Source organism: Roseovarius pacificus, assembly GCF_900142665.1.
Lineage (GTDB): Bacteria > Pseudomonadota > Alphaproteobacteria > Rhodobacterales > Rhodobacteraceae > Roseovarius > Roseovarius pacificus.
In genome coordinates this window covers 184,761-208,894 of record NZ_FRBR01000003.1, presented here as the reverse complement: position 1 = coordinate 208,894, position 24,134 = coordinate 184,761, and the positions used below count along the sequence as shown (strand labels likewise).

Genomic DNA, 24,134 nt, shown 5'->3' with positions numbered 1-24,134 from the left:
TCCGGAATATTTCCTTCAAAGAGGACATAAACCACAGATTGGGCAGTTTTAAACGATTGCGAAATCTTATTGTGCCGATGCTGACGTGGCAAACTCCGATGGTTCGTTTCAGCGAAATCCAATATGCGCTGACGGGTGTTCAAAAGTTGTAAATCGGTAATCAGGTACACGGGTTTTGTCATGAGGTTGAATAAGATTCGGATTGCCGCTGGCCAGGAAGAACTGCGCGCCGCCCGTCGGGAAAGCCGCCCACTCTACTGGTTTGTCGGGGTCTTCAGTTTTTTCGCAAATCTGTTGATGCTGACGGGCCCGCTTTACATGCTGCAGGTCTATGACCGCGTGCTTGGCAGCCGGTCGGTCGAAACCCTGGTCGCGTTGTCGGTGCTGGTGGTGTTTCTCTATGGAATGATGGGGGTGCTGGATTATTCCCGAGGGCGTATCATGGGGCGCGTGGCTGCGCGGTTCCAGGCGCGGCTGGATCACCGGGTGTTCGATGCGGCGATGCGCAAGGCCGCGATTGCGCCGGATGAGGGTATCCAGACAGGCTTGCGCGATCTCGAAGCGATCCAGAGGTTGATGTCGTCTCCGGTGCTGATGGCGGTGTTCGACATCCCCTGGACGCCGTTTTTTCTTGTGGGGATATGGATATTCCACCCGTGGCTGGGGGCACTTGCGGTTGCCGGGGGACTGACCCTGATCATTGTCACCTTGATCAACCAGATGGTCACGCGCCAGCCTCTGTCTGAAGCCAACCGCGCCAGCGTCGCATCGGAGGCGATGTCGATGCAAATTCATGGCGAGGCCGAGATGGTTCAGGCCATGGGCATGCGGGATGCGGCCTTTGCCCGATGGCGGCAGCTGAGAGACAAGACGCTGCGCGAACAAATCCGCTCGGCCGATCTGGGCGGCAGCTTTTCCAGCGCGACCAAGACGTTCCGTCTGTTCCTGCAATCCGCGATGCTGGGTCTGGGCGCGTATCTGGTGCTGCAAGGCGAACTGACTGCGGGGGCGATGATCGCCGGGTCGATCCTGCTGGGCCGGGCGCTTGCCCCGGTCGAGCAACTGATCGGTCAGTGGGCGATGGTCCATCGCGCAATCAAGGGATGGGATAACCTGGCCCATCTGCTGGCCGAACTGCGCCCCGATGCCCCCAGGACAAGCTTGCCCAGGCCACGTGCCGTGCTGTCGTTGCAGGGCGTGACAGTGGTCCCGCCGGGTCTTCAACAGGCTGCGCTGAAATCGGTGACGTTCACGGTGCAGCCGGGGCAGGCCGTTGGGGTGATCGGTCCGTCGGGGGCGGGAAAATCGACCCTGGCCAAGGCGCTGACCGGGGTATGGCGCCCCGCGGGAGGCAAGATCAGGCTCGATGGGGCCACGCTGGATCAATACGCCCCTGATGTTCTGGGTCAGCATGTCGGTTACCTGCCCCAACGGGTTCAGCTTTTCGATGGAACGATTGCCGAGAATATCTCGCGCCTGTCCACCCTTCCGGATGCCGAGGCCGTCGTCGCCGCCGCCAGAAAGGCCGATGCGCACGATATGATCCTCAAGCTGCCCAACGGATACGATACGCGGGTCAGCGCAAGTGGCGGACAGCTTTCGGGGGGACAGATGCAACGGGCCGGGTTGGCGCGCGCGATGTATGGCGATCCCGTTCTGCTGGTTCTGGACGAACCGAATTCAAATCTCGACAACGAAGGCAGCGAGGCGGTGAACACCGCGATCCGCAGTTTCAAGGCAGAAGGCAAATCGGTGTTGATCATGGCGCACCGTCCGGCGGCGATTCAGGAGTGCGATCTGCTGTTGATGCTGGAAAACGGTATGGTACGCGCCTTTGGCCCCAAGGAAACGGTCCTGCGCGATGTCGTAAAGAACCACGGTGAAATCGCCCGCACCCCGGCGCAGGGGGGCGTGAGATGACGGATCGGGATAAACGCGATCCCTGGTCTGTTCGCCGGCCTTTGATCGTCGGGCTTTTAGGTCTCGTCCTGCTGATCGGCGGGTTCGGGACATGGGCTGTCACGACTAATATTTCAGGGGCGATCATTGCCGGAGGCCGCATCGAAGTGGATCAGAACCGGCAGGTTGTCCAGCATCCCGACGGCGGCGTGGTCGAGGCCGTTCAGGTCCGCGAGGGCGATGAGGTTGCCGTGGGCGATGTGTTGTTGCGTCTGGATGCGACCGACCTGCGGTCGACGCTGGTGGTGACGGAAAACCAATTGTTCGAGATCATGGCGCGGCGCGGCCGGCTTGAGGCCGAACGTGACGACAGTCAAATAATCACGTTCGATCCGCTGCTGGTTGAAGCGGTGCAAACCAACGGGGATGCTGCAACCCTGATCGCCGGGCAGCAGCGCCTGATGGAGGCCCGCGCCCAATCCATTGCACAGGAAGTCGATCAGTTGCAAAAGCGGCGCGGCCAGATCGAAAACCAGATCGGCGGGATCGAGGCGCAGCAAAACTCTCTGTACAGGCAACTCGGGTTGATCCGCAAAGAGCTGAACAATCAGCAATCGCTGTTGGATCGCGGATTGGCACAGTCGGCGCGGGTGCTGTCCCTGCAGCGCGAGGAGGCCCGCCTGAGCGGCTCCATGGGAGAGCTTGAAGCGCAAAAGGCGCAGGCCAATGGCCGCATCACCGAGATTGACATCGAGATTCTCAAATTGCAAAGCCAGCGACGGGAAGAGGCGATCACCCGACTGCGTGATCTGCAATACCGGGAACTGGAACTGCGCGAGGAGCGCCGCGCGCTGATCGAACGCATGAGCCGTCTTGAGGTTGCGGCCCCGGTGTCGGGGGTGGTGTACGGCCTTCAGGTCTTTGGTCCGCGCTCGGTTTTGCGCCCGGCCGATCCGGTGCTCTACATTGTGCCGCAGGACAGGCCACTGATCATCAACGCACAGGTCGAGCCGATCCATATCGACAAGATCTATGTCGGGCAGGAGGTTGTCTTGCGGTTCTCGGCACTGGATCAACGCCGGACCCCGGAACTGACCGGCAAGGTGACACAGATTTCTGCCGACGCGTTTCAGGACGAGGCCACGCGGCAATCCTATTATCGGGCCGAAATCGTTCTGAGCGAAGGTGAGCAGGACAAATTGCCCGAGGGGACTGCCCTGATCCCCGGCATGCCGGTTGAGGCCTTCATTCGCACCGACGATCACACTCCGATGACCTATCTGGTCAAACCGTTGAGCGATTATTTCGCCAAGGCCTTTCGTGAATAGGCCGATGGGGGTCTTTTCGACGTCGGCTGAAAGCGGTGATGCCAAGGGGGAAACATTACCACCAGGTGAGCCGGAAATATCACCCACGCCGGAACGTAAGACGGCCGACTGTATCTTTGGTCCAGTGGCGATCCGCGGTCTCGACAACCGGTCGGTTCATGGAGTGCCTGAGTGCGACGATATATAGCTTGCTAATTCAGTGTTTCTCGCGCGATTAAGACGGCCATGCAGCGAGCAGGCCGTATAAGATCGCGTTTCAGTGGTGCTGTATCACTGTTCCTGACCGCCCTTCTGGCGGTGCAGGTGGCGACGGCGTTCCTGCCGGCAGCAGGCAGTACGCGGGCCGATGCGATCGAGATGATCATTTGCAGTGCCGATGGTGCGCAGACGGTCACGATTTCGCAATCCGAAGAGTCCGGCGGCCACGCGGATATGGAGGGGCACTGCCCGCTCTGTATCGTAGCAGTGTCAGATGCCTGGGCGACGCAGCCCGATGTGAATGTTGCCATTTCGCAGTACACATTGCGCTATGTCCTCCCCGAGGCAGCACAGGTTCCTTGCGATGCCTGCGGGCGCCCTTATGCGATCCGCGCCCCGCCTTTGACCGTTTGATCTCAGGAAAACAATGACCGACCGGCGTTGAGAAACGCCGGAGGCGGCCTGTCGCGGCACGTTTGCTGCGGACCATTCAAACGATCAAAGGATCATCCCGATGTTTTATTCTTTCGCGACGCGCGTCAGCGTCTCGGCCCTTCTGATGTGTTCGATTTCAGAGCTGGCTGTTGCCCAGCCCCATGACCCGGCAAACGCCGAGGAAGAGGCTCCGCTTGTACTGGCCCCCATCACCGTCAAAGGCGGTGCACCACAAGACGGTCCCATGACCAGTATCCTCCCGACCTCGGGGATGAGTACGCGTCCCGCATCCGATGCGGCGGAGGTTCTGCGCAGCGTGCCCGGTGTTACCTCGGGGCGGATGGGCGGTCATGGGCTGGAACTGGTGATCCGCGGCCAGCAACAGAACCAGCTCAACATTATCGACGCCGGGTCGTTCACCTATGGGGCCTGTCCCAACCGGATGGACCCGCCGACCAGCACCGCATCGCTGAATCGTGCAGATACGATCATTGTTGAGAAAGGGTATTCCAGCGTTACCAACGGCCCCGGCGGTTCGGGTGGGTCGGTCATTCTGGAACGCGAGGCACCGGGTTTTGACAGCGGCAAACGGATCGAAGGCACTCTGTCCGCCGGGACGGGAACGAATGGCACTGGAACGGAACTGGGCGGCACGCTGTCGGTCGATCTGGGCAAGGGGTTCTATATCGAGGGCGGTCTCGATCATGCAACTGCCGGCAATTATACGGACGGGTCGGGCCGGACGGTGCGCAGCGCCTTCGATCAGACCAATGCGGGGCTGACGCTTGGCTATGTGGGCGAGCGTTTCGATCTGGCCTTCGACGTGGATTACAGCCTTGCCGAGGATGTGCTGTTTCCCGGTGCGGGCATGGACAGCCCGATGGACGAGACCTTTGTCTACCGCCTGCGCGGTGGAGTTGACGTAAACGCCGGGATTCTGAACCGGATTGAGGGCAATCTTTATGTCAGCACTGTCGATCACGTCATGGACAACTACTCGTTGCGGCCTGTCGGCATGATGGCCATGCGCACGCCTTCGAGCTCGGACACGACGGGCGGCAAGCTGGAGGCGCACCTGAGCTTTGGCGCGACCGAGGCCAAGTTGGGGGTCGATTATCAGTCCAACAACCGCTTTGCGGCCATGTATGCCGGGATGCCGGGCATGATCCGACAGTTGGATGCGGCCGATCCGACGCGCATGCGCTTCCTGATGTGGCCGGATGTGACCATCGAGCAAACCGGCCTGTACTTCGAATCCGAAACCGACCTGTCGGACCGCGCCCGGCTGAAGTTCGGTGCGCGCTATGACCATGTGCGCGCCGATGCCGGGGCTGCAATCGTTTCGCCGGCGCTGGACGGGGGGCGCACGCCGAATACCTATTACCTTGCGCAATACGGCACGACCTTCAACAGCGCCCGGACCGAGGACAATTTCGGCGGGCTGATCCGGCTGGAATACGACCTGACCTCCGATACGACACTGTTCGCCGGGCTGTCGCGTTCGGTGCGGACCGCCGATGCGACCGAACGTGCCATGGCGCGTGCGAACTGGGTCGGCAACCCGGATATTGACCCGGAAAAGCACCACCAGCTTGATCTCGGCGTGCAGATCGACAAGGGCAACTGGTATCTGAATGCCTCGGCTTATGCCGACTGGGTGGAGGATTACATCCTGCGCGATCAGTTCTCGGTGCCCGGTGTCATCACCTATCGCAATGTCAGCGCGCGCCTGTCCGGTGTCGAGCTGTCGGCAGGGTGGGAGCGCAACGGTTTGGAAATCTGGGGTGACGTTACCTATACCCACGGCGAGAATGAAACCTACAACGCACCGCTGGCGCAGATCCCGCCGCTGCAAGGGCAGGTCTCGGTCGCTTATGGGCGGGATGGATGGCGTGCGGGCGCCCGGGTGAACTGGGCCGCGGATCAGGACCGGATCGACCTGTTCCGCGATCCCGGCGCGACGCCCGGATACACCACGCTGGACCTGTTCGGCAGCTATGAGTTGCACGAAAACACGGTTCTTCTGGCAGGCATGAACAACGTCACCGATGAGACCTATGCCAATCACCTGAGCCGGTCGAACCTGTTCGATACCGCCGTCACGCAGGTGAACGAGCCGGGCCGGACCTTCTATATCAAGCTGGAATCGAAGTTCTGATACCAACGCCCCGGCGTGGCCATGTGCTGCGCCGGGGCTATTTGTGCCGACCGTTTCAGGCGTTCCAGCGGACTTGCCCCAGTTCCGTGATGTCATAGCCCGCCAGTTGACCGGCATGGGTGCGGAAACTGTCACCGCGGCAGAACGCCATCAGGTTTTGCATGGGCGGTTCGAACCATGCACGGCGATCCACCAGCAGATCGAAATGCTCTTCGACGATGGGCACGAAGGCCAGCCCGTGCTGCGTGGCCAAGGATTGCAGCCCGAAGGTCACATCCCCCCGCCCCTCGGCCACGGCCAGCACCGCATCGGTTTCACTGGGGACGGTTTCGGTCATTTTCTGGCTCGCCAAGTCAAGCCCTGCGGCGGCGGCCAGTTCCTGAAACAGGGTTTGCGTTCCGGTCTCGATGGGGCGCGGGACGATCACCTGCCCGTCAAGATCGGCGACACCCTTCACCGTGCCGGACAGATCGGGGCGCATCACCAATCCGCGCGCGCGGCGCGCCCACGAAACCAGCACGGCGTTCTGATCCGTGCAGCGGGCCGAGACCTGCGCGATGTTCCAATCATCGTTCGCCGGATCATGGATATGCAGGCCTGTGGCCACACCCTCGGAAGCGCAAAAGCGATCCAGGCCGTCGAGGCTGCCGTCAAAGAAAGAGGCCAGACCGCAACGGGACTGCCGCAGCGCCCATTCCAAAAGCGGATCGTGACTGCCCAGGCAAATCGCCGGGCGCGGGGCTGACGTGGCGGGGGTGCCCCCGGAACTGGCGCTGGCGATCCAGGCCTCGATTTCAAGCCGGGGAAACAGAAGTTTTCCGGTTGCGCGCGATACCGGAATATCGCCCGAGGCCGCAAGATCGTAAACCTTGCGTTCCTTGATGCGCAGCAACTCGGCCAGTTCGCGCACGGTCAGATAGTCATGGGGCATGGGGCTGGAATGATCGGTACTGGACATGTTGTCCATGATCATCCCTCAGCTTGGCCGCGCCGACAAGCCCCGGCGCGGCCCTGTTTTGCGAAAGTCCGGTTACTCGGCGTTCGGGAAGAACAATTGCTGGCCGTTCAGCTTATAATCGCCGATCGCCTGCTGGCCCGCGTCCGAGATCAGCCAGTCGACAAAGGCCTGACCGGACTCGGCGTCGACGTTCTCACATTTCTCGGGGTTCACGAGGATCACGCCGTACTGGTTAAACAGGTCTTCGTCGCCTTCGACCTGGATTTCGAAATCACCCTTGTTCTCAAAACTGATCCAGGTGGCGCGGTCGGTCATCACATAGGCATCCATGCCCACGCCAGCATTCAGCGTGGCGCCCATGCCCGAGCCGGTCTCGCGATACCATTCCCCCGAGCCATCAGCCGGGTTCACATCGGTATCGGCCCAGAGGAGCATTTCCTTCTTGTGGGTGCCGGAATCGTCCCCGCGCGAGGCAAACAGGGCACCGCTGCCGGCGATCTTTTCAAGGCTGTCCTGAGCATCGGTCATACCGGCCACACCAGCGGGATCTTCATTCGGGCCGACGATGACGAAATCGTTGTACATCAGGTCGAACCGTTCGACACCCATGCCATCGGCCACGAACTGCTCTTCGGCGGGCTTGGCATGGACCAGCAGAACGTCACCGTCGCAGTTGCGCGCGTTCTTGATCGCCTGCCCGGTGCCCACGGCCACGACATTCACCTGAATGCCCGTCTGCTCGGCGAAGATCGGCAGCAGGTAATCGTAAAGCCCCGAGTTCGCTGTCGAGGTCGTGGACTGCACGATGATGGATTTGTCCTGGGCGCTTACAAGCCCCGCTGACAATGCCAGTGCCAGGGCTGTGGTCACACCGAACCGCAAATTGAAGGTCATCAGGTATCTCCCTTTGTTTGCCAGATGAAAGTCAGACGACGATGCGTCCTTGAAGAAAGTCCCGCGCTTCCTGGGTGTCGGGGCGGGACAGGAACAGGTCTGCCGGGCCGTGTTCATGCACACGGCCCCGGTGAACAAACACGATGTCATCGGCCAGCCGCCCGGCCTGACCGGGATCGTGGGTGATGAAAATGATCTTGGTGCCAGCCGTATGTGCCTCCTGCACGATGCTTTCGATCTTGAGGACAGAGGCGGGATCGAGGCTGGCGGTGGGTTCGTCCAGCAGCATGACTTTGGGTTTCAACGCCAGCGCCCGCGCAAGTGCCAGCCGTTGTTGCTCGCCGCCTGACAGCAGGCGCGCGGGTTGGCGGGCATGGTCCAGAAGGCCGACATGATCCAGCAGGTCATTGCGCCGGGCGGCGTCGCGGATGCCGCGTGCCTTGAGCACGAAATCGACATTCGCCACCACCGAGCGGCGGAGCAGTACGGGTTTCTGGAACACCATCGCCTGGGTGCGGCGACCGGCATCGTTCAGCGGTTCGCCGCCCCATGTCACCGTACCTTTCGTCGGTGCGATCAGGCCATGCGCCAGTTTCAGCAGCATTGATTTGCCCGCGCCGTTCGGCCCCATGATCATGGTGATCCCGTTGCCGGAAAGCGACAATGAAGCGTCTTCGATCAGGGTCGTGTCGCCCACGGTCAGCGATACATCCTGCAGCGCAAGTGCACGCTGATCCGTAGAGTCGCTGGCGTTGTGGCGCAGGTTGTCGAATTCGACAATGTTGTCGGTCACGGCATCACGCATAGGCATGGCGCACCGCCGTCATGCGCAGGGATTGGACAAGGGCATTCACACCAAGCGCGATCACCATCAGCACCAGCCCAAGCGCGAGTGCCAGCGCCAGATCGCCTTTGGAGGTTTCGAGGGCGATGGCTGTGGTCATTACCCGTGTCAGGTGGTCGATGTTGCCGCCGACGATCATCACCGCGCCCACCTCGGCCACGGCGCGGCCAAACCCGGCCAGCCCGACGGTCAGCAGGGAAAACCGCGCGTCCCAGATCAGAGCCGAGACCTGTTGCCAGCGGCTGAGAACGAGCGAACGGAACTGATCCGCGTATTCGGCGTGCAAATCCTCGATCACCTGCCGCGACAGGGCCATGACGATGGGCGTGATCAGGATGGTCTGCGCGATGATCATGGCCGTCGGGGTATAGAGCAGCCCAAGGAAGCCAAGCGGCCCGGCACGCGACAGATGCAGGTAGACCAGCAGACCGACCACCACCGGCGGCAACCCCATCAGCGCATTGAACAGAATCAGAACCGCATTGCGCCCCGGAAACCGGGTGATCGCCACCAGTGCCCCGACGGGCAGGCCGATCAGGCAGGCAAGCCCCGTGGCCGACAGGCTCACGCGCAGGGAAAGTGCAACGATTTCAACAAGATCGGCATCGCCTGACGCGACAAGCGACAGGGCAAGCCCGAATGCTTCGCCAAAATCCTGCAAAATTTCCCCTCCATCCGCAAAGTTGCGGAATTTATGCAAGGCTAACGCAGTCAAGACAGGCCGCGCAAGGGAGGAAATGTATGACCGGCACCCTGAACACGACATTGCGGTGGCGGGATACGAAAAGGGCCGCCCAAAGGCGGCCCGGATCAATCCGTACATTCTCTGCTGGCCGTGATCAGCCAAGCGCCTCGTTGCAGCGTTTGCAGGTGCCTGCGTGGCTGTGCAGCCCTACATCGGGCAGGATTTTCCAGCAGCGTTGGCACTTGTCGCCGCTGGCGCGTTCGAACACCACGCCGACACCTTCGACCTCGGGCATGCGGAAGGCCTCGTTCGGCAACGGATCGCCGGTGAGGCGGATATCCGAGGTGATGCAGATATCCTCGAAATTCACGCTTTTCAGCGCCTCCAGCATCTCGGGATCGCGCACATGCACCACGGGCGCGGCTTCGAGCGAAGCACCGATCACCTTGTCGGTACGCTGGATTTCCAGTGCCGCAGTCACAGCACGGCGGGCCTGACGGACCTTGGCCCATTTCGCGGCCAGCGGTTCGTCCAGCCAGTCGGCGGGCGTTTCGGGGATATCGACCAGATGCACGCTCGACTCCTCGCCCGGATTCCGCTCGAGCCAGACCTCTTCCATGGTGAAGGTCAGCACCGGGGCCAGCCATGTGGTCAGGCGATGGAACAGGATATCCAGCACCGTGCGCGCAGCGCGGCGGCGCAGGGTATCGCCATCGCAATAGAGCGCGTCCTTGCGGATGTCGAAATAGAAGGCCGACAGTTCCACCGTGGCGAAGTTGAACAACTGTTGCACGACGCCCTGGAAATCATAGGCATTATAGCCTTTGCGCACGACGTGATCCAACTCGGCTAGGCGGTGCAGAACCCAGCGTTCCAGCTCGGGCATCGCGGAGGGATCGACGCGGTCGGACTCTTCGAAATGCGCCAGTGCGCCCAGCATGAAACGCATGGTGTTGCGCAGGCGGCGATAGCCATCGGCCACGCCTTTCAGGATTTCCGGCCCGATGCGCAGATCGGCGGTATAGTCCGACTGCGCCACCCACATCCGAAGGATGTCGGCGCCGTATTGTTTGGTTACGTCCTCGGGGGCGACGGTATTGCCGAGCGATTTGGACATCTTGTTGCCCTTCTCGTCCAGCGTGAACCCGTGGGTCAGCACGCCGCGATAGGGCGCGCGCCCGATGGTGCCGCAGGCTTGCAGCATCGAGGAATGGAACCAGCCGCGGTGCTGGTCGGTGCCTTCGAGATAGAGATCGGCCAGCCCGTCATCCGAGCCATCCTCGCGGTCGCGCAGGACGAAGGCGTGGGTCGACCCGGAATCGAACCACACGTCGAGAATGTCATCGACCTTGTTCCACTCCGACGAGTCGTAATCGTTGCCGAGGAAGCGTTCCTTGGCGCCGGGTTTGTACCACGCATCCGCGCCTTCGGTTTCGAAGGCTTCGAGGATACGGGCGTTCACGGCCTCGTCGCGCAGCAGGTAATCGGGATCGGTGGGCAGGGCGCCGACCCTGGTAAAGCAGGTGAGCGGCACGCCCCATGCGCGCTGACGCGACAGCACCCAGTCGGGCCGCGCCTCGATCATCGAATAGAGCCGGTTGCGCCCGGTCTTGGGCGTCCATGTCACCAGTTGGTCGATCGAGTTCAGCGCGCGTTCGCGGATGGTTTTGCCGTATTCGTCCTTGCCGTCCCCGATCTCGCGGTCGATGGCGGCGAACCATTGCGGGGTGTTGCGGTAGATCACCGGCGCCTTGGAGCGCCAGCTATGCGGATAGCTGTGCCTGATCTTGCCGCGCGCCAGAAGGCCGCCGACCTCGGCCAGCTTGTCGATCACCGCCTTGTTGGCGTTGCCCTCTTTTCCCTTGCGATCAAGGATATACGTGCCGCCGAAGAACGGCAGATCCTCGCGGAAGCCGCCATCGTCCATCACGTTGTAGGTGATGACCTGCTCCAGCATACCCAGATCGCGGTAAAGCTCGAATTCCTCCATCCCGTGGGAGGGGGCGCAGTGAACGAACCCGGTGCCTTCCTCGTCGGTCACGAAATCGGCGGCGCGGAAATCGCGGGGGTCGTCCCATTCGCCGTTACTGCCTTCGGCCCCGGCCAGGGGGTGGGCGAGGGACAGGCCTGACAGTTCATCGGCGCTGACCGAGCGGACGCGTTTCCACATGCCGTCATCCAGCCGCGCGCGGGTCATGACATCGCCGGCCAGTTTGTCGGCGAGGATGAAACGATCCCCCACGCTGGCCCAGCATTCCTCGGGCGTGGCCGTGATCTCGTAAAGGCCATAGTCGAAGCTGTCGCCGAAGACGACGGCCTTGTTCGAGGGGATGGTCCAGGGGGTTGTCGTCCAGATGACGATATTGGCCCCCTGCAAGTCCCCCTCGGTCAGGACCGGGAACTTCACCCAGATGGTGAAACTTTCCTTGTCGTGATACTCGACCTCGGCCTCGGCCAGGGCGGTTTTTTCGATGGGCGACCACATCACCGGCTTGGAGCCCTGATAGAGTGTGCCGGTCATCAGGAATTTCTGGAACTCCCCCGCGATGATGCGTTCGGCGCGGAAGTCCATGGTAAGATAGGGTTTTTCCCACTTGCCGGTGATCCCGAGGCGTTTGAATTCGTCGCGCTGGATGTCGATCCAGCCCTCGGCGAACTTGCGGCACTCCTGGCGGAAATCGACGACATCGACCTCGTCCTTGTTCTGGCCCTTCTTGCGGTATTGTTCCTCGATCTTCCATTCGATGGGCAGGCCGTGGCAATCCCAGCCGGGGATATAACGGGCGTCGCGGCCCATCATCTGCTGAGAGCGCACCACCATGTCCTTGAGGATCTTGTTCAATGCGTGGCCGATATGCAGGTGGCCGTTGGCATAGGGCGGGCCGTCATGCAGGATGAAGGGTTTGCGGCCCTCGGCGCGTTCGCGCAGGCGGTCGTAGATGCCGATCCGCGCCCAACGATTCAGCCAGTCGGGCTCGCGCTTGGGCAGGCCGGCGCGCATGGGGAAGTCGGTTTTGGGCAGGTTCAGGGTGTCTTTGTAGTCGGGCGTGTCAGTCGTTTCGGCGCACATCGGGGGCGTCCTTTGTCAACGGAATTTCGTCTTGTGGGGTATGGGCGGCGCGAAAAGTCCATACGCCATTGTCCCGGCGGCTCGTATCACTCAGAGCGCCGGGCACGTAATTCGAATAATGATGGCGTGAGCATACATCATGGGCGCGTTATAAGCCCGTGATAGCGCAGCGTCCAGAGGGGCGATCCCACTTGGAATTTCGAAGCTTCCATACTCAATGATTGAGGTTATGCGGTGGTTCAGCTACCCAAAACCGAAATCTGTTCGTGTCGAGGGGTTCCAAGTGCGGAAATTAGCTCTGTTTATCGTGTGTCTGAGTATTCAGGGGTCAGTGGCCTTTGCCGGTGCACTGCCTGAAGAGATCGCTTCCATGACCTGCCGGGAGTTCGGCGAGAAAGTAACAGCTTATACAGCCGAACAGACGGGACCGGACGCGGAGGCCGATGTCATACTCCGGACGATCCGGCAAAGCCCGATGATAGAGGCCGTGTCGAGCACGATGAACGATCTTGACATCGAGGCGCACAGGCGTATTTCACCGCCTTTCATGGAACGATTTATCAACGCATGCCCGATCGTCACAAGCGAGACCGTCTCTGACGACGTTGTGACGGTAGGGGAGGCATTCGACAAGGCTGCCAATTCACTGGAACTCGATCCGATGGCGCCACGTTGGGGGCTGATGGACGCACCGGATAGCCTAGATTACGACACAATGACCTGTATGGAGATTGTGGAGGAGGCGCGTAAGATTCCGGGGCGTTCGAATAATCCGGTGAACGACCTTATGGCGGCCGCTGTTTTGCGCTATCTTGACGAATACGATCAGTCCACGCCGGAGAGTCTTCTCAAGGTCAGGATCGCCACGACCTCATTGGCATTCATGTCTGCCTTTGAACCCGATGCGCCTTGCAAAGAGGTGATGGACAAAGCCGCCGCCGAGGCGGGATTGATCCGAAAATAAGTGGTGTCGACTGCCTTTATAAAGGTGTAACAATTTGAATTTATTGATATATCTACCCTGCGGTTCAAGTGTCACTTGAAAGCCTGATCCCGCTGGCGCATGTCAGGCGTATGACAAACGCACTGCCTCCCCGTTTCGACATCACCCGGCCCGAGATCGAGCGGGTCGTTGCGGCGTTTTATGCGGCGGTGCGGCGGCATCCGGGGTTGGGGCCGGTGTTTGCGGTGCATGTCGAAGACTGGCCCGCGCATGAGGCGAAAGTCGTTGATTTCTGGGCAAATTCTATCCTGCACGAACGCAGTTACGATGGAAGCCCGATGGCCGCGCATATCAAGGCGGGGAACGTCAAGCCGGGGATGTTTTCCACATGGCTCGATCTGTTCGACGCCACGCTGCGGGTCGAGTTGCCGCCGGAAAAGGCCGCTGCGTGGTCGGCGCTGGCGCATCGGATCGGGCGCAGCCTGCGCGCCGGTGTCGTGGAGCGCGAGACCCTGCCGGGCGGCATCCCAAAGCTACGCTGAGTTTTGTACGAAACGTACGATGTGTACGCGGGTTTTGTACGAAACTCGGGGCTTTGGCCCGGATGTGACTGCATCATGTACGCAAATCGCGCGCCATGGCGCTGATACGTGAGGCAAAGGATTTCCAGACATGTCATGGGATCGGCGCTTTGTGTCTCAATTCCCGTATTCGCGGGGGCGGAATTTGGCCGAGTTCCGTCGCGGCATTTGACATGGCTTCTTTCCGCCGGAGCGGGAAAGCCGAAAAAGCCGAGATTCGCCGGAGTCGGCCAGCGGCCAGCCGCGGTCTGCCGGGGGAACCGGATATGACTTAGAGTCAGGGGGTAATGTGAGAGAGGAGAAAACCATGCAAATCCCACATGACCACCCACATGACCATATGAGTCCCAGACCGTCCCGGGATATCTATACCCCCGGAGAACCTGGCGGAATGGCATCCACAAGCGGATCGCTGACCGCGCTGCTTGTCATTGTTGCGTTGCTTGGCGGGCTCATCCTTCTGGCGAGCCTCGGTGGCGGCTCGGACGATGTAAATAGCGGCCAGAGCGGAACTGCCACGACTGACACCAGCGGTGTGGTCACGACGGCACCGGAAAGCGGCACGTCACAAGCGACGCAGGAGTGACAACGGTATACGTCACCGTACAGACCTGAACGCCGCTTCGCCCCGGCACGCCCGGTCGCGATCCCTTTATACGGGGATCGCGCAAGCAAGAATGGGCCCGGGTGGCCTTTAGCCGGGGGAGTCATCCGTGCGCGGCGCGTCGCCCCATTGCGCCGACATCATCCTGTCGAGCCACGCCAGACCGGCCAGCGCCAACCCCAGTCCGAGGAATGAGGCGACGCGGATCAGACCGCTGAGCCCGGCCATGTCGATCAGGAACACCTTGGCCACGGTCAGGGCCACGCCCGCCATGGCCACCCGCCGCAGCAGGGTGGAGCGCCGCCAGAACGCCACCAGCAAGGCCCCGAGCGCGGCGATCATCATGGCCACGGTATAGCTGTAAAGCTCGGGTTGGGTGACGTCGGGCACCGACAGGACCGGCCCACGCCAGAGGCGGCGGATTTCCAGTGCGATGTAACAGGCCGCGTATCCCGCCGAGATCACCGCCAGCAGGCGGCGCATGAGGCGCGGCAGGGTGTCCAGCCGCCATGCCGCCACGGCGAACACCGCCGCCAGCGGCAGGTAGGCCACGGCAAGGCTGTCGAGGACCGGCGGGCCCTGCACCCGTTCGACTGATCCGAACAGCCCCTTGAACAGCGGGTTGAGCAGGGTTGCCTGGAGGGCGGCCGCCCCCAGACCGGCAAGGGCAAAGAGAGCGGCCAGCACAAGGCGGACCACCTTGAACAGCCGTCCGCCCATGCGCAGGCGATAGAGCTGGTTGGCCGCCGAGGCGAACCAGACGGTTGCCAGCAGGCCCATGCCCCAGTGCGAGCCCATGTCGTTCTCGCCCATGATCTGGAACAGCAGGACGCAGGCGAAAACCGCCGAAAGGGTCCATATCCCGCTTTCGACCACGATGCGCACGGGCTGGCCCGCGCGGTGATCGAGCATCTTCCAGCCTGCGGCCAACAGGGCGAGCGGGCCGCCATAGGCCAGCATTGCCTCGGGGAAGGTCGCTTCGATGCCATGGATCACGCCGGGATCGACGATCAGGCGATAGCCGATCACGATCACCCCGAGCTGAATGAACCAGCCCAGAAGCGGCAGGTCATAGCGCCGGTCGATCAGCGCGACCCCCAGCACCATCACCGACAAGGCCAGCGTCAGCGCGGTTTGCGACAGCAGAAGGAACAGCGCCAGCGCGATCATGGTCAGGGCCGATACGGCGAACAGGGCGGTGCGCAGGCGGCGTTCGGCCTTGTCGGGGGTGGCGGCGGTGCGTTCGGCCAGCAGGGTCATCAGGGCGGCGACGGCGAGGGCGTGCAGCGCCCAGCCGTATGAGCCCAGAACGCTGGCGGGGTGCCATGTGAAGTCCAGCAGCAGCGTGGCCGTTGCGGCAAAGCAGGCCGCGCCGATGGCCCAGAGGATGGCCGGGGTCGGCCCGGTATCGGCCTCAGCGGCGCGTTTCATCCGCCAGAAGGCCAGTGCCGATCCGGCGGCGGCGATGGCCAGCAGGATCGAAACGCTCAGCGGCAGGGGCGTTTCCGGCGGGGCCTCGGGCGCGGCGGCAAAAGCGGCGTGGAGCGGGCCGGACGGATAGGCGGCTTGCAGGACGATTCCCGCCAGCAGGGCCAGCGCCGGGGCCAGCGTGAGATCGGCCAGCGCCGGGGCGTTGCGCAGCCAGATCAGCGCGGCACCCAGCATCAGCGCCAGCATCGCCACCGCCTGCCAGACGCCGGTGAGGGTATTGGCCTCTTGCATCGTGAGGACGCCGCCGATGGCGGCCGCGGGGATCATGCCGATGGCCAGCCGCGTGGGGAAATCCGGCAGCGGGTGGCGGCCCAGGGCCGCGCCCAGGAGCGATGTGCCGTCATGTGTGGGGGTCAGGCTGCGGTTCGGGACGATCAGGGTCAGCGCCGTGACGATCAGCAGGCCGATCAGGAAGTGCAGCCCGCCCGCGCCCATCGAGAAGATCAGCCATGACGCCCCCGTGGTGGCGATCAGCACCAGCGCCGAGACCCAGGCCCAACGCTTGACCGTATCCACCGCCAGCCCGGCGGCGGCGATCAGGGCGAAGTAATAGTAGAACAGCCACGGCGCATCCGACGATCCGCCCACGAGGAAGGGCGCGGCGGTGGCGCCGATGATCCCGCCCGCCGCCAGAAGCGGGCCGTGGAACCAGCCCAGCACGATGGCCAGCGCGGCCACCGCCACCAGCCCGGCCAGCGCCGGTGTCGGGCCGATCAGCCCGTAGAGCCCGCGCGCGGCGAGGATGCCCGCGAAGAGCGAGACCAGCCCGGCGGCGGAGAGGGTCGAGGGCAGGAAGCCGGTGGGCGTATCGGTGTCGTCGCCGTGGCGGCGGCGGATCACCTCGCCCCCGGCGATCAGGGCCGCGCCAAGGGTGAGCGCGCCGATGACGCGCCAGACAGGCGTGAGCAGCCCGTTTTCCACGCCGTATTGCACCATGAAGACGCCCGCCAACGCCAGCGACAGCCCGGCCAGCGCCAGCGGCCAGTTGCCGCCGAGCCAGCGACCGAGCGCTTGCAGCCTGTCCTGTCGGAACACGTAGGCGCGCGGCTCGGGATCGGGGGTCGGTTTTGGGGAGGGGGGACTGGCAGGAGTGGCGCTGATTTCCGCCGGGGTGTTGTCCGGGGCTTCGGCTTTGGCAGGAGCGGGGGCGGCAGGGCGTGGGGCGCTTTGGCTGTCGGGCGTGTCCTGCCGGTTGGCGTTCAGGGCGGCGGAGAGGGCCTCGGCGCGCAGTTCGAGCGCCCTGACCCGGCGTTTCAGCCCCGAATGCGAGATCAGCAGGTAGGGAACGCCGATCACGATCAGAAGACCGAAGATCGCACTCAGAACGCCCAGAATCTCCATACGCCAATTCCTTGAAACGAAAATACGTTGTGCAGCCCTAGCGTGAGCCGAACAGCCCCGTCAACGCGCGTTTGACCAGCCCGGTCACCGAGGGGCGGCGCGACCGGGTGAAGGGCAGGGGGCGGCAGACCTCGATCGCGGCGACGCCGACGCGGGCGGTCAGGGCGCCGTTGACCACGCCTTCGCCGAAGCGGCGCGAGATTTTCGACAGCACCCCGCCGCCCGCGACCGAGCCGATCAGGTCGTCGCCCACGGCCACGGCCCCGGTGGCGACGAGATGGGTCATCACCGCGCGGGCCAGCCGCCAGCTGCCCAATGTGCCGGAGCGCCCGCCGTAGATTTCCGCGATGCGGCGGATCATCCGCAGGTTCGATGTCAGCGCCGCCACCACATCGGCCAGCGCCAGCGGCACCACGGCGGTCACGGTGGCGACCTGACGGGCGGCGGCCTCGATTTCCTGTGTGGCGACCCGATCGAGGGGGGCCAGCAATTCGGTTTCGGCCAGCCCCAGAAGCGAGGCGGCGTCGAACTGATCGGCGCTGAGATCGGACAGGCGGTCGCGGCCCCAGCGTGTGTCCTCGCGCCCTGCATAAAGCGCGGTGAGGTCGGCCATGACGGCGCGGGCCTCTATCAGGCTGTCGCCGGACAGTGCGGCCTCGGCCCGCGATTGCAGGCGGTCGATACGCGCCAGCCGGGAAAACGCCGCCAGTTCGCGCAGGGCGATGACCAGAAGCACCAGCACGAAGGCGGCGATCAGGCCGGTGACGCCGTAGCCCAGAAGCGGCGCGCGGGCGATCAGCCCGTTGACGAAATCCCATGCCGCGACCGAGATGACCGCACCGAGGATCGCCACCAGCAGCCCCCAGAACAGCCGCGCCAGCCGCGAGGGTTTGCGCGCGGCCAGCGTGGCCACGGTTTGCATCGCGCGCCCTTCGGGACGGGGCGGCGTATCGGGGTCGGGTACCGGCGGCGCGGTATCGGGCGTGGGCGCCTCTGCGTCGTCTTCGAGGTCAATCAGGATCGGGCCCCTGGTCATGGTTGTTCCCCGTGCGTTGCCTGCCACACCATGCGAATGTCGGGCAGGTTTTCATCGTTGCCCGCACCGTTGGTGCGGGTGGCCTCGGCAAACCCGTGGCGCGCATAGAATCCCCGCGCCGGGCCGTTGGCCTGAAGCACCCACAGGTCCAGCCGGTCGGCGCAGGTTTTGGCGTCGTCGAGCAAGAGGCGGCCAACGCCGCGCCCGCGGGCGCGGGGGTGGACATAGAGCGCATGGATACGCTCCCCGTCGCGGGCGATGAACCCGGCGGGGCCCTGCGCGTCATGCACCACCTGCACCCAGCCCCGGCGGATCACCTTGAGCATGACCCGGAGGTCGGTGAGCCGCGAGCGCACCTGCGGCAGCCATGACGTATGGCGGGTGAAGGCCCAGAGGATCGCCAGAAGATGCGGCGCATGGCCGATATGGGCGCGCGTCACGGTCATAGCCTGTCCCCGATCAGGAACTGCGCGGCGCGGTCCAGCCGGATATGCGGCGGTCCCTCGCCGGGTCTGAGCGTCAGGCGGGCGGGGGCGAAGTTCATCACCTGATAGTCGGCATCGAGCCATTTGTCGGCCCCGTCGCGCGCCGGGGTCAGCAGGCGGGCGGGGTCTTCGGGCAGGTCGCCGGGATAGAAGGCCGCCTGTTTGCCGGTCTCCAGAAGACGCCCGCGCACGCAATCGAGGGTCCGGCCGTTGTGCCGGACGGTTTCCTCGACCGTGGCGCGCAGGGCGGCGAGAGTCATCGACTGGGTTTCTGCCCCGGCGAAATCGGCGCGGTCGCGCGCCTCGCGGGTCAGCGCCGCCATGATCGCGGTCAGGCGGGCATGTTGGGTGTGGTGCAGGTGATCGGCCTTGGTGGCGGCGAACAGGATCTTTTCCACCCGGCGGCCCATCAGCAGGCGGCTCAGGAAGGCGTTGCGCCCCGGACGGAAGGCCGACAGGATATCGGCCATGGCGCGGCGCATGTCCTCGACCGCCTGCGGCCCGCCATGGATCGCGCCGAGCGCATCGACCAGCACGATCTGGCGGTCGATCCGGGCGAAATGATCGCGGAAGAAGGGTTTGACGATCTGCGCCTTGTAGGCCTCGAACCGGCGTTCCATTTCCCGCCATAGCGATTTGCGCGGCGGGCTGTCGGGCGGGGCGAGGGGTGCAAAGGTCAGTGCGGGCGATCCGGCCATGTCGCCCGGCAGCAGGAAGCGCCCCGGTGTGCAGTCGTAAAATCCCGCGTCGCGGGCGGCATGCAGGCAGGCGGTAAAGCCTTTGGCCAGCGATTGCGCCACGGGTTCGTCGAGCCGGGCGGCGGTATCGGTGGATCGCGCCTGTTCCAGATAGGCGGCGGCCTGCGGGCGGTTCGCGATGCGGCTCAGAACCTCGGCTGACCAGTCGGTATAGGATTTGTCGAGCAGGGCGAGATCGAGCAGCCATTCGCCGGGATAATCGACGATATCCAGATGCACGGTGCGCGGCCCCGACAGGCCGGCCAGCAACCCGCTGGGCCGCACCCGCAGCGACAGGCGCAGTTCCGACACGGCGCGCGTGCTGTCGGGCCAGCGCGGATCGGGCGCGGTGAGAGCGGCGAGGTGGGTTTCATAATCGAAACGCGGCACGGTATCGTCGGGTTGGGGTTGCAGGAAGGCGGCGCTGATCCGGCCCTCGGAGGCGGCCAGAAGGCCGGGCATGCGGCCCCGGTCCATCAGGTTGGCGACCAGCGAGGTGATGAACACGGTCTTGCCCGCGCGTGACAGGCCGGTGACGCCGAGGCGGATCACCGGCTCGAACAGGGTTTCCGACAGGGTGTCGGTGACGTTTTCGACCCTGCGGGTCAGGCCATCGGCAATATCGGTGATGATCAACTGCGGCCCCCTTGCCTGTATGACCGCCAAGATAGCCATGGCCCGGCCCGGTTGCCAGAGGGGAGGTTTGGGGGATTGTTCCCCGGCGGGGGGCGGGGTATTTGGCGGACATGCCCAGATACGCGTTGAAAGTGGAATATCACGGTGCGCCGTTTGCCGGGTGGCAACGGCAGGCCGATCAGCCTTCGGTTCAGGGGGCGATCGAGGCGGCGCTGGGCCGGCTGGAGCCGGGGCCGCACACCATTGCCGCCGCCGGGCGCACGGATGCGGGGGTGCACGGGCTGGCGCAGGTGGCGCATTGCGACATGGAGAGGGAATGGGCGCCGTACCGGCTGTCGGAGGCGCTGAATTATCATCTGAAGCCCGATCCGGTGGCGATTGTCGGCTGTGCGCGGGTCGATGACGACTGGCACGCCCGGTTTTCCGCCGTGGAGCGGCGGTATCTGTTCCGGCTGCTGATGCGGCGCGCGCCTGCGACGCTGGAAAAGGGGCTGGTCTGGCAGGTGCCGCAGGATCTGGACATCGAGGCGATGCGCGCGGGGGCGGCGCATCTGCTGGGCAATCACGATTTCACCACCTTCCGGTCGTCGATCTGTCAGGCGCGAAGCCCGGTCAAGACGCTGGACGCGCTGGAGATTGCACGGGTCGAGGGCGTCAGCGGGCCGGAGGTGCAGTTTCGGCTGCGTGCGCGGTCCTTCCTGCACAACCAGGTGCGCAGTTTCGTCGGCACGCTGGAGCGCGTGGGGGCGGGGGCCTGGGCGCCCGAGGACGTGAAACATGCGCTTGAGGCGCGGGATCGTGCGGCCTGTGGCCCGGTCTGCCCGCCGCAGGGGTTGTACCTGGCCGGGGTGGGATACCCGGACGATCCGTTTACCGCATAAAGCCGCATAAAAAAGCCCGGCACGCGACGGCGCCGGGCAGGAGGGGAAAGGATGGGTGTGCGGCGTGTCAGCCGAACACCCTGGTCAGGGCCGTGTCCGTCGCCGCGACGATCTGGTCGATATCGTCCCTGGTGGAGATCAGCGCGGGCGAGTAGCACAGGGTATTGTTGAACCCCGGCACCGAGCGGTTGGTCACGCCGATGATCACGCCCGCCGCGTTGCATTCGGCCACCACGGCCTGCGCCTGTTTTTCCGGCACCGGCTCGCGGCTGGTGCGGTCCGACACCAGTTCGGCCCCGAGGAACAGCCCCTTGCCGCGCACATCGCCGATGACCTTGTGCTTGTCCTGGAGGGCGCGCAGCTGGTCGAGCATGTAGTCGCCCATCACGGTGGTGTTTTCCAGCAGGCCCTCTTCTTCGATGATGGCCACGTTTTCCAGCGCCGCGGCGGGACCGGCGGTGCAGCCGCCGAAGGTCGAGATATCGCGGAAGTAATCGAGCGGGTCGGTCATGTCTTCCTTGAACATCTCGAACACACGCTCGTTGGTGACGCAGCAGGCGATGGCGGCATAACCGCTGGCCACGCCCTTGGCCATGGTCACGAAATCGGGTTCGATCCCGTAATGCTGATAGCCGAACCAGTGGGTGCCGGTGCGGCCCACGCCGCAGACGACCTCGTCGATATGCAGCAGGATATCGTATTTGCGGCAGATTTCCTGCACGCGGGGCCAGTAGCCCTCGGGCGGGGTGATGACGCCGCCGCCGGCGGTGACCGGTTCGAGGCAGAGCGCGCCGACGGTATCGGGGCCTTCGGCGAGGATCACCTCTTCGATGGCGTCGGCGGCGCGCTGGCCGTAGTCTTCGCCGGTCAGGTCCCATTGCGCGCGGTATTCCATGCAGTGCGGCACCCGCACGAACCCGCCCGCGAAGGGGCCGTATTGCACGTTGCGCTCATCCTGGCCGCCGCAGGACATCGCCCCGATGGTCGAGCCGTGATAATCGCGGTCGCGGTAGAGGATCTTGTGCTTTTTGCCGCCATAGCGCTTGTGCGCGATCTGGCGGACCATCTTGAAGGCTTTCTCGTTCGCCTCAGAGCCGGAATTGGTATAGTAGACACGGCTCATGCCCGGCATCCTGGAAATCAGTTTTTCCGAGAACTGCGCGCCGGGGATCGACCCGGCGGAGCCTGCGAAATAGTTCAGCTTGATCAGCTGGTCGCGCACGGCGTTGGCGATGCGTTCGCGGCCATAGCCCACGTTCACCGTCCAGACCCCGCCGGACACGGCATCGAGGAACTCCTTGCCGTGCTGGTCCCAGACGCGCATGCCGCGGCCTTCGACGATGATGCGCGGCTCGCCGGTTTCGAAGGGTTTGTGCTGGGTCAGGTGATGCCAGACATGGGCGCGGTCGGCCTCGACCACTTTCTCGATGTCGTTTTGCAGGTTGCCGTCCATCATTGGGGTGCTCCATCCGTTAAGGCCCGGCCCGAAGGCCGGGTTGCGGGCCACGGCCCGCGCAATTTCCTGCCTTCGATAGAGCCTTGAAATCTCTGTGGCTGATATATCCAGTTTGTGGGTTTGCTTAAAGCCAGATTGAGGCGCTGGCACAGGGATGTTCCGGCGGTGGCCGTATAAAGCGCGGGTTTTTCGTGCATTTTGTCCGAACCGGTCTTTCGCAAAAGCCGAAATTCCCGGCCGCGCCCGATAAAAACATTGATCGGAATCGCAAATTCGGCTCGGATGAGGCCACAAATCACGGGTTTGACAGGTTTTGCGCAGGTTTTCCGCCCCGAATGGTGCGAAAACCGGGGCCGGACCGGAACGAGCCGGAAATAACAACGATCAACGGGAGACTATTCCATATGACACTCAGGACCAGTTTCATGTCCGCCGTGGCGGGCGCCGCCCTTTTGGCCGGCGGCACTGCCGCGATGGCCCAGGAAATCACGGTGGGCTATTTCCTGGAATGGCCGATGCCGTTCCAGTACGCCAAGGTGCAGGGCACCTATGACGAAGCGCTGGGCATAACCGTGAACTGGCGGGCCTTCGATACCGGCACGGCGATGAGCGCGGCCATGGCCAGCGGCGATGTGCAGCTTTCGGTCAGTCAGGGCGTGCCGCCCTTCGTGGTGGCCACCAGCGCCGGGCAGGATTTGCAGGCCGTGGACGTGGCCGTCTCCTATGCCGACAACGACAACTGCGTCGTGGCCGAGGCGCTGGAGATCGACAAGACCAATGCCGGGGAACTGGCGGGCAAGAAGGTGGCGGTGCCGCTGGGCACGGCGGCGCATTACGGCTTCCTCAAGCAGATGAATCATTTCGGTGTCGATCTGGCCAGCATGGATATCGTCAACATGGCCCCGCCCGAGGGCGCGGCGGCGATCGCGCAGGGCGCGGTCGACATGTTCTGCGGCTGGGGCGGCAGCCTGCGCCGTGCGCTGGAGCATGGCAACGTGCTGCTGACCGGGGCGGAAAAGGAAGAGCTGGGCATTCTGGTGTTCGACGTGACCAGCGGACCGGCCGATTTCATCGCCGAAAACCCCGAGGTGGTGGCCGCGTTCCTGAAGGTGACGGCGGATGCCAACGCCATGTGGGCCGATCCGGCCAACCGAGACGAGATGCTGCCGGTGATCGCCAAGGACAGCGGCATGGATGTCGAGGCCACGGCGGCCACCATCGACACGTTCGTGTTCCCGTCGGCCAGCGAGCAGCTGACCGAGAAATGGCTGGGCGGCGGCGCGCAGGAGTTCATGAAAGGCGTGGCGGACGTGTTCGTCGAAGCCGGCAGCATCGACGCGGCGCTGGACACCTATGAAAGCAATGTGAACGCCGCGCCGCTGGCGCAAGCCAACGAGATGTAAACCGGGGCGTTCGAGCGCGGGCCCGCGATATCGTGCCGGGCTCGCGCCGCTCACTTTCAGAAATTTGAACG

Annotated in this window: 19 protein-coding genes; 9 read left to right on the top strand and 10 right to left on the bottom strand. The window is 63.7% G+C overall.

Features of this window, described 5'->3' with window-relative positions; translation table 11 throughout:
• The first annotated feature begins 180 nt into the window (after positions 1–180).
• The 4 genes from BUB53_RS08395 to BUB53_RS08380 all read left to right on the top strand — a co-directional run bounded on the left by BUB53_RS08395 (position 181) and on the right by BUB53_RS08380 (position 6,018).
• Positions 181–1,920 (top strand): type I secretion system permease/ATPase, encoded by a 1,740-nt coding sequence (locus tag BUB53_RS08395; RefSeq protein WP_073034257.1) that lies wholly within the window; start codon positions 181–183, stop codon positions 1,918–1,920.
• Positions 1,917–3,227 (top strand): HlyD family type I secretion periplasmic adaptor subunit, encoded by a 1,311-nt coding sequence (locus tag BUB53_RS08390; RefSeq protein WP_073034256.1) that lies wholly within the window; start codon positions 1,917–1,919, stop codon positions 3,225–3,227. Before BUB53_RS08395 ends, BUB53_RS08390 begins: the two co-directional genes overlap by 4 nt.
• A 225-nt stretch (positions 3,228–3,452) precedes the next feature.
• Positions 3,453–3,839 (top strand): DUF2946 family protein, encoded by a 387-nt coding sequence (locus BUB53_RS08385; protein ID WP_073034255.1) that lies wholly within the window; start codon positions 3,453–3,455, stop codon positions 3,837–3,839.
• 100 nt (positions 3,840–3,939) lie between these two features.
• Positions 3,940–6,018, top strand: coding sequence for a TonB-dependent receptor domain-containing protein (locus BUB53_RS08380; protein WP_073034254.1), 2,079 nt, complete (start codon positions 3,940–3,942; stop codon positions 6,016–6,018).
• A 55-nt stretch (positions 6,019–6,073) separates the two neighbouring features.
• Here the strand turns inward: BUB53_RS08380 and BUB53_RS08375 are convergent, their stop codons facing one another.
• The 5 genes from BUB53_RS08375 to ileS all read right to left on the bottom strand — a co-directional run bounded on the left by BUB53_RS08375 (position 6,074) and on the right by ileS (position 12,469).
• On the bottom strand, positions 6,074–6,985 hold the full coding sequence (locus BUB53_RS08375; RefSeq protein ID WP_229709513.1) for a helix-turn-helix transcriptional regulator: 912 nt from the start codon (positions 6,983–6,985) through the stop codon (positions 6,074–6,076).
• A gap of 63 nt (positions 6,986–7,048) precedes the next feature.
• Positions 7,049–7,870, bottom strand: a complete 822-nt coding sequence (locus BUB53_RS08370) for an ABC transporter substrate-binding protein (protein ID WP_073034253.1) — start codon at positions 7,868–7,870, stop codon at positions 7,049–7,051.
• A 31-nt stretch (positions 7,871–7,901) separates the two neighbouring features.
• Positions 7,902–8,681 carry an ATP-binding cassette domain-containing protein gene (locus tag BUB53_RS08365; protein WP_229709512.1) on the bottom strand — a complete coding sequence of 260 codons (780 nt, stop codon included), beginning with the start codon at positions 8,679–8,681 and terminating at the stop codon, positions 7,902–7,904.
• Positions 8,668–9,375 (bottom strand): ABC transporter permease, encoded by a 708-nt coding sequence (locus tag BUB53_RS08360; protein ID WP_073034252.1) that lies wholly within the window; start codon positions 9,373–9,375, stop codon positions 8,668–8,670. Before BUB53_RS08360 ends, BUB53_RS08365 begins: the two co-directional genes overlap by 14 nt.
• 178 nt (positions 9,376–9,553) lie before the next feature.
• On the bottom strand, positions 9,554–12,469 hold the full coding sequence (ileS, locus tag BUB53_RS08355; RefSeq protein ID WP_073034251.1) for an isoleucine--tRNA ligase: 2,916 nt from the start codon (positions 12,467–12,469) through the stop codon (positions 9,554–9,556).
• 229 nt (positions 12,470–12,698) lie between these two features.
• Between ileS and BUB53_RS08350 the strand changes: the two genes are divergently transcribed.
• The 3 genes from BUB53_RS08350 (at position 12,699) to BUB53_RS08340 (ending at position 14,579) form a co-directional block, all read left to right on the top strand.
• On the top strand, positions 12,699–13,433 hold the full coding sequence (locus BUB53_RS08350) for a hypothetical protein (RefSeq protein WP_159437785.1): 735 nt from the start codon (positions 12,699–12,701) through the stop codon (positions 13,431–13,433).
• Positions 13,434–13,543: 110 nt separating this feature from the next.
• A complete protein-coding gene (locus tag BUB53_RS08345; protein WP_073034249.1) occupies positions 13,544–13,954 on the top strand; it encodes a group III truncated hemoglobin in 411 nt (136 codons plus the stop codon).
• 430 nt (positions 13,955–14,384) lie between these two features.
• On the top strand, positions 14,385–14,579 hold the full coding sequence (locus BUB53_RS08340; protein WP_073034248.1) for a hypothetical protein: 195 nt from the start codon (positions 14,385–14,387) through the stop codon (positions 14,577–14,579).
• 108 nt (positions 14,580–14,687) lie between these two features.
• On the opposite strand, the gene BUB53_RS08335 is transcribed toward BUB53_RS08340, so the two are convergent.
• Genes BUB53_RS08335 through BUB53_RS08320 form a run of 4 tightly spaced genes read right to left on the bottom strand, consistent with a single transcriptional unit; the run spans position 14,688 to position 20,362 of the window.
• Entirely contained in the window at positions 14,688–17,429 is a 2,742-nt protein-coding gene (locus BUB53_RS08335; protein ID WP_073034247.1) for a DUF2339 domain-containing protein, read from the bottom strand.
• A gap of 37 nt (positions 17,430–17,466) precedes the next feature.
• Positions 17,467–18,465 carry a YcjF family protein gene (locus BUB53_RS08330; RefSeq protein WP_073034246.1) on the bottom strand — a complete coding sequence of 333 codons (999 nt, stop codon included), beginning with the start codon at positions 18,463–18,465 and terminating at the stop codon, positions 17,467–17,469.
• Complete coding sequence (locus tag BUB53_RS08325; protein ID WP_073034245.1) at positions 18,462–18,911, bottom strand: GNAT family N-acetyltransferase; 450 nt, start codon at positions 18,909–18,911, stop codon at positions 18,462–18,464. The genes BUB53_RS08330 and BUB53_RS08325 overlap by 4 nt, the downstream gene beginning before the upstream one ends.
• Positions 18,908–20,362, bottom strand: a complete 1,455-nt coding sequence (locus BUB53_RS08320) for a YcjX family GTP-binding protein (protein ID WP_407690091.1) — start codon at positions 20,360–20,362, stop codon at positions 18,908–18,910. The genes BUB53_RS08325 and BUB53_RS08320 overlap by 4 nt, the downstream gene beginning before the upstream one ends.
• 71 nt (positions 20,363–20,433) lie before the next feature.
• On the opposite strand from BUB53_RS08320, the gene truA reads away from it, so the two are divergent.
• Entirely contained in the window at positions 20,434–21,204 is a 771-nt protein-coding gene (gene truA / locus BUB53_RS08315; RefSeq protein ID WP_073034244.1) for a tRNA pseudouridine(38-40) synthase TruA, read from the top strand.
• A gap of 67 nt (positions 21,205–21,271) precedes the next feature.
• Here truA and BUB53_RS08310 read toward each other — a convergent pair whose 3' ends face one another.
• Positions 21,272–22,657 carry an aminotransferase family protein gene (locus tag BUB53_RS08310; protein WP_073034355.1) on the bottom strand — a complete coding sequence of 462 codons (1,386 nt, stop codon included), beginning with the start codon at positions 22,655–22,657 and terminating at the stop codon, positions 21,272–21,274.
• 407 nt (positions 22,658–23,064) lie between these two features.
• Between BUB53_RS08310 and BUB53_RS08305 the strand changes: the two genes are divergently transcribed.
• Positions 23,065–24,063: a taurine ABC transporter substrate-binding protein gene (locus BUB53_RS08305; RefSeq protein WP_073034243.1), complete on the top strand. Its 999-nt coding sequence runs from the start codon at positions 23,065–23,067 to the stop codon at positions 24,061–24,063.
• Positions 24,064–24,134: the final 71 nt, after the last annotated feature.

Bases quoted from the DNA above. Each gene is read 5' to 3' on its own strand.
- BUB53_RS08325 (WP_073034245.1), bottom strand. From the start codon at position 18,911: ATGACCGTGACGCGCGCCCATATCGGCCATGCGCCGCATCTTCTGGCG.
- BUB53_RS08375 (WP_229709513.1), bottom strand. From the start codon at position 6,985: ATGGACAACATGTCCAGTACCGATCATTCCAGCCCCATGCCCCATGAC.
- BUB53_RS08365 (WP_229709512.1), bottom strand. From the start codon at position 8,681: ATGCCTATGCGTGATGCCGTGACCGACAACATTGTCGAATTCGACAAC.
- BUB53_RS08395 (WP_073034257.1), top strand. From the start codon at position 181: ATGAGGTTGAATAAGATTCGGATTGCCGCTGGCCAGGAAGAACTGCGC.
- BUB53_RS08335 (WP_073034247.1), bottom strand. From the start codon at position 17,429: ATGGAGATTCTGGGCGTTCTGAGTGCGATCTTCGGTCTTCTGATCGTG.
- BUB53_RS08310 (WP_073034355.1), bottom strand. From the start codon at position 22,657: ATGGACGGCAACCTGCAAAACGACATCGAGAAAGTGGTCGAGGCCGAC.
- BUB53_RS08350 (WP_159437785.1), top strand. From the start codon at position 12,699: ATGCGGTGGTTCAGCTACCCAAAACCGAAATCTGTTCGTGTCGAGGGG.
- BUB53_RS08380 (WP_073034254.1), top strand. From the start codon at position 3,940: ATGTTTTATTCTTTCGCGACGCGCGTCAGCGTCTCGGCCCTTCTGATG.
- BUB53_RS08385 (WP_073034255.1), top strand. From the start codon at position 3,453: ATGCAGCGAGCAGGCCGTATAAGATCGCGTTTCAGTGGTGCTGTATCA.
- BUB53_RS08305 (WP_073034243.1), top strand. From the start codon at position 23,065: ATGACACTCAGGACCAGTTTCATGTCCGCCGTGGCGGGCGCCGCCCTT.
- BUB53_RS08330 (WP_073034246.1), bottom strand. From the start codon at position 18,465: ATGACCAGGGGCCCGATCCTGATTGACCTCGAAGACGACGCAGAGGCG.
- BUB53_RS08320 (WP_407690091.1), bottom strand. From the start codon at position 20,362: ATGGCTATCTTGGCGGTCATACAGGCAAGGGGGCCGCAGTTGATCATC.
- truA (WP_073034244.1), top strand. From the start codon at position 20,434: ATGCCCAGATACGCGTTGAAAGTGGAATATCACGGTGCGCCGTTTGCC.
- BUB53_RS08340 (WP_073034248.1), top strand. From the start codon at position 14,385: ATGGCATCCACAAGCGGATCGCTGACCGCGCTGCTTGTCATTGTTGCG.
- BUB53_RS08345 (WP_073034249.1), top strand. From the start codon at position 13,544: ATGACAAACGCACTGCCTCCCCGTTTCGACATCACCCGGCCCGAGATC.
- BUB53_RS08390 (WP_073034256.1), top strand. From the start codon at position 1,917: ATGACGGATCGGGATAAACGCGATCCCTGGTCTGTTCGCCGGCCTTTG.
- ileS (WP_073034251.1), bottom strand. From the start codon at position 12,469: ATGTGCGCCGAAACGACTGACACGCCCGACTACAAAGACACCCTGAAC.
- BUB53_RS08370 (WP_073034253.1), bottom strand. From the start codon at position 7,870: ATGACCTTCAATTTGCGGTTCGGTGTGACCACAGCCCTGGCACTGGCA.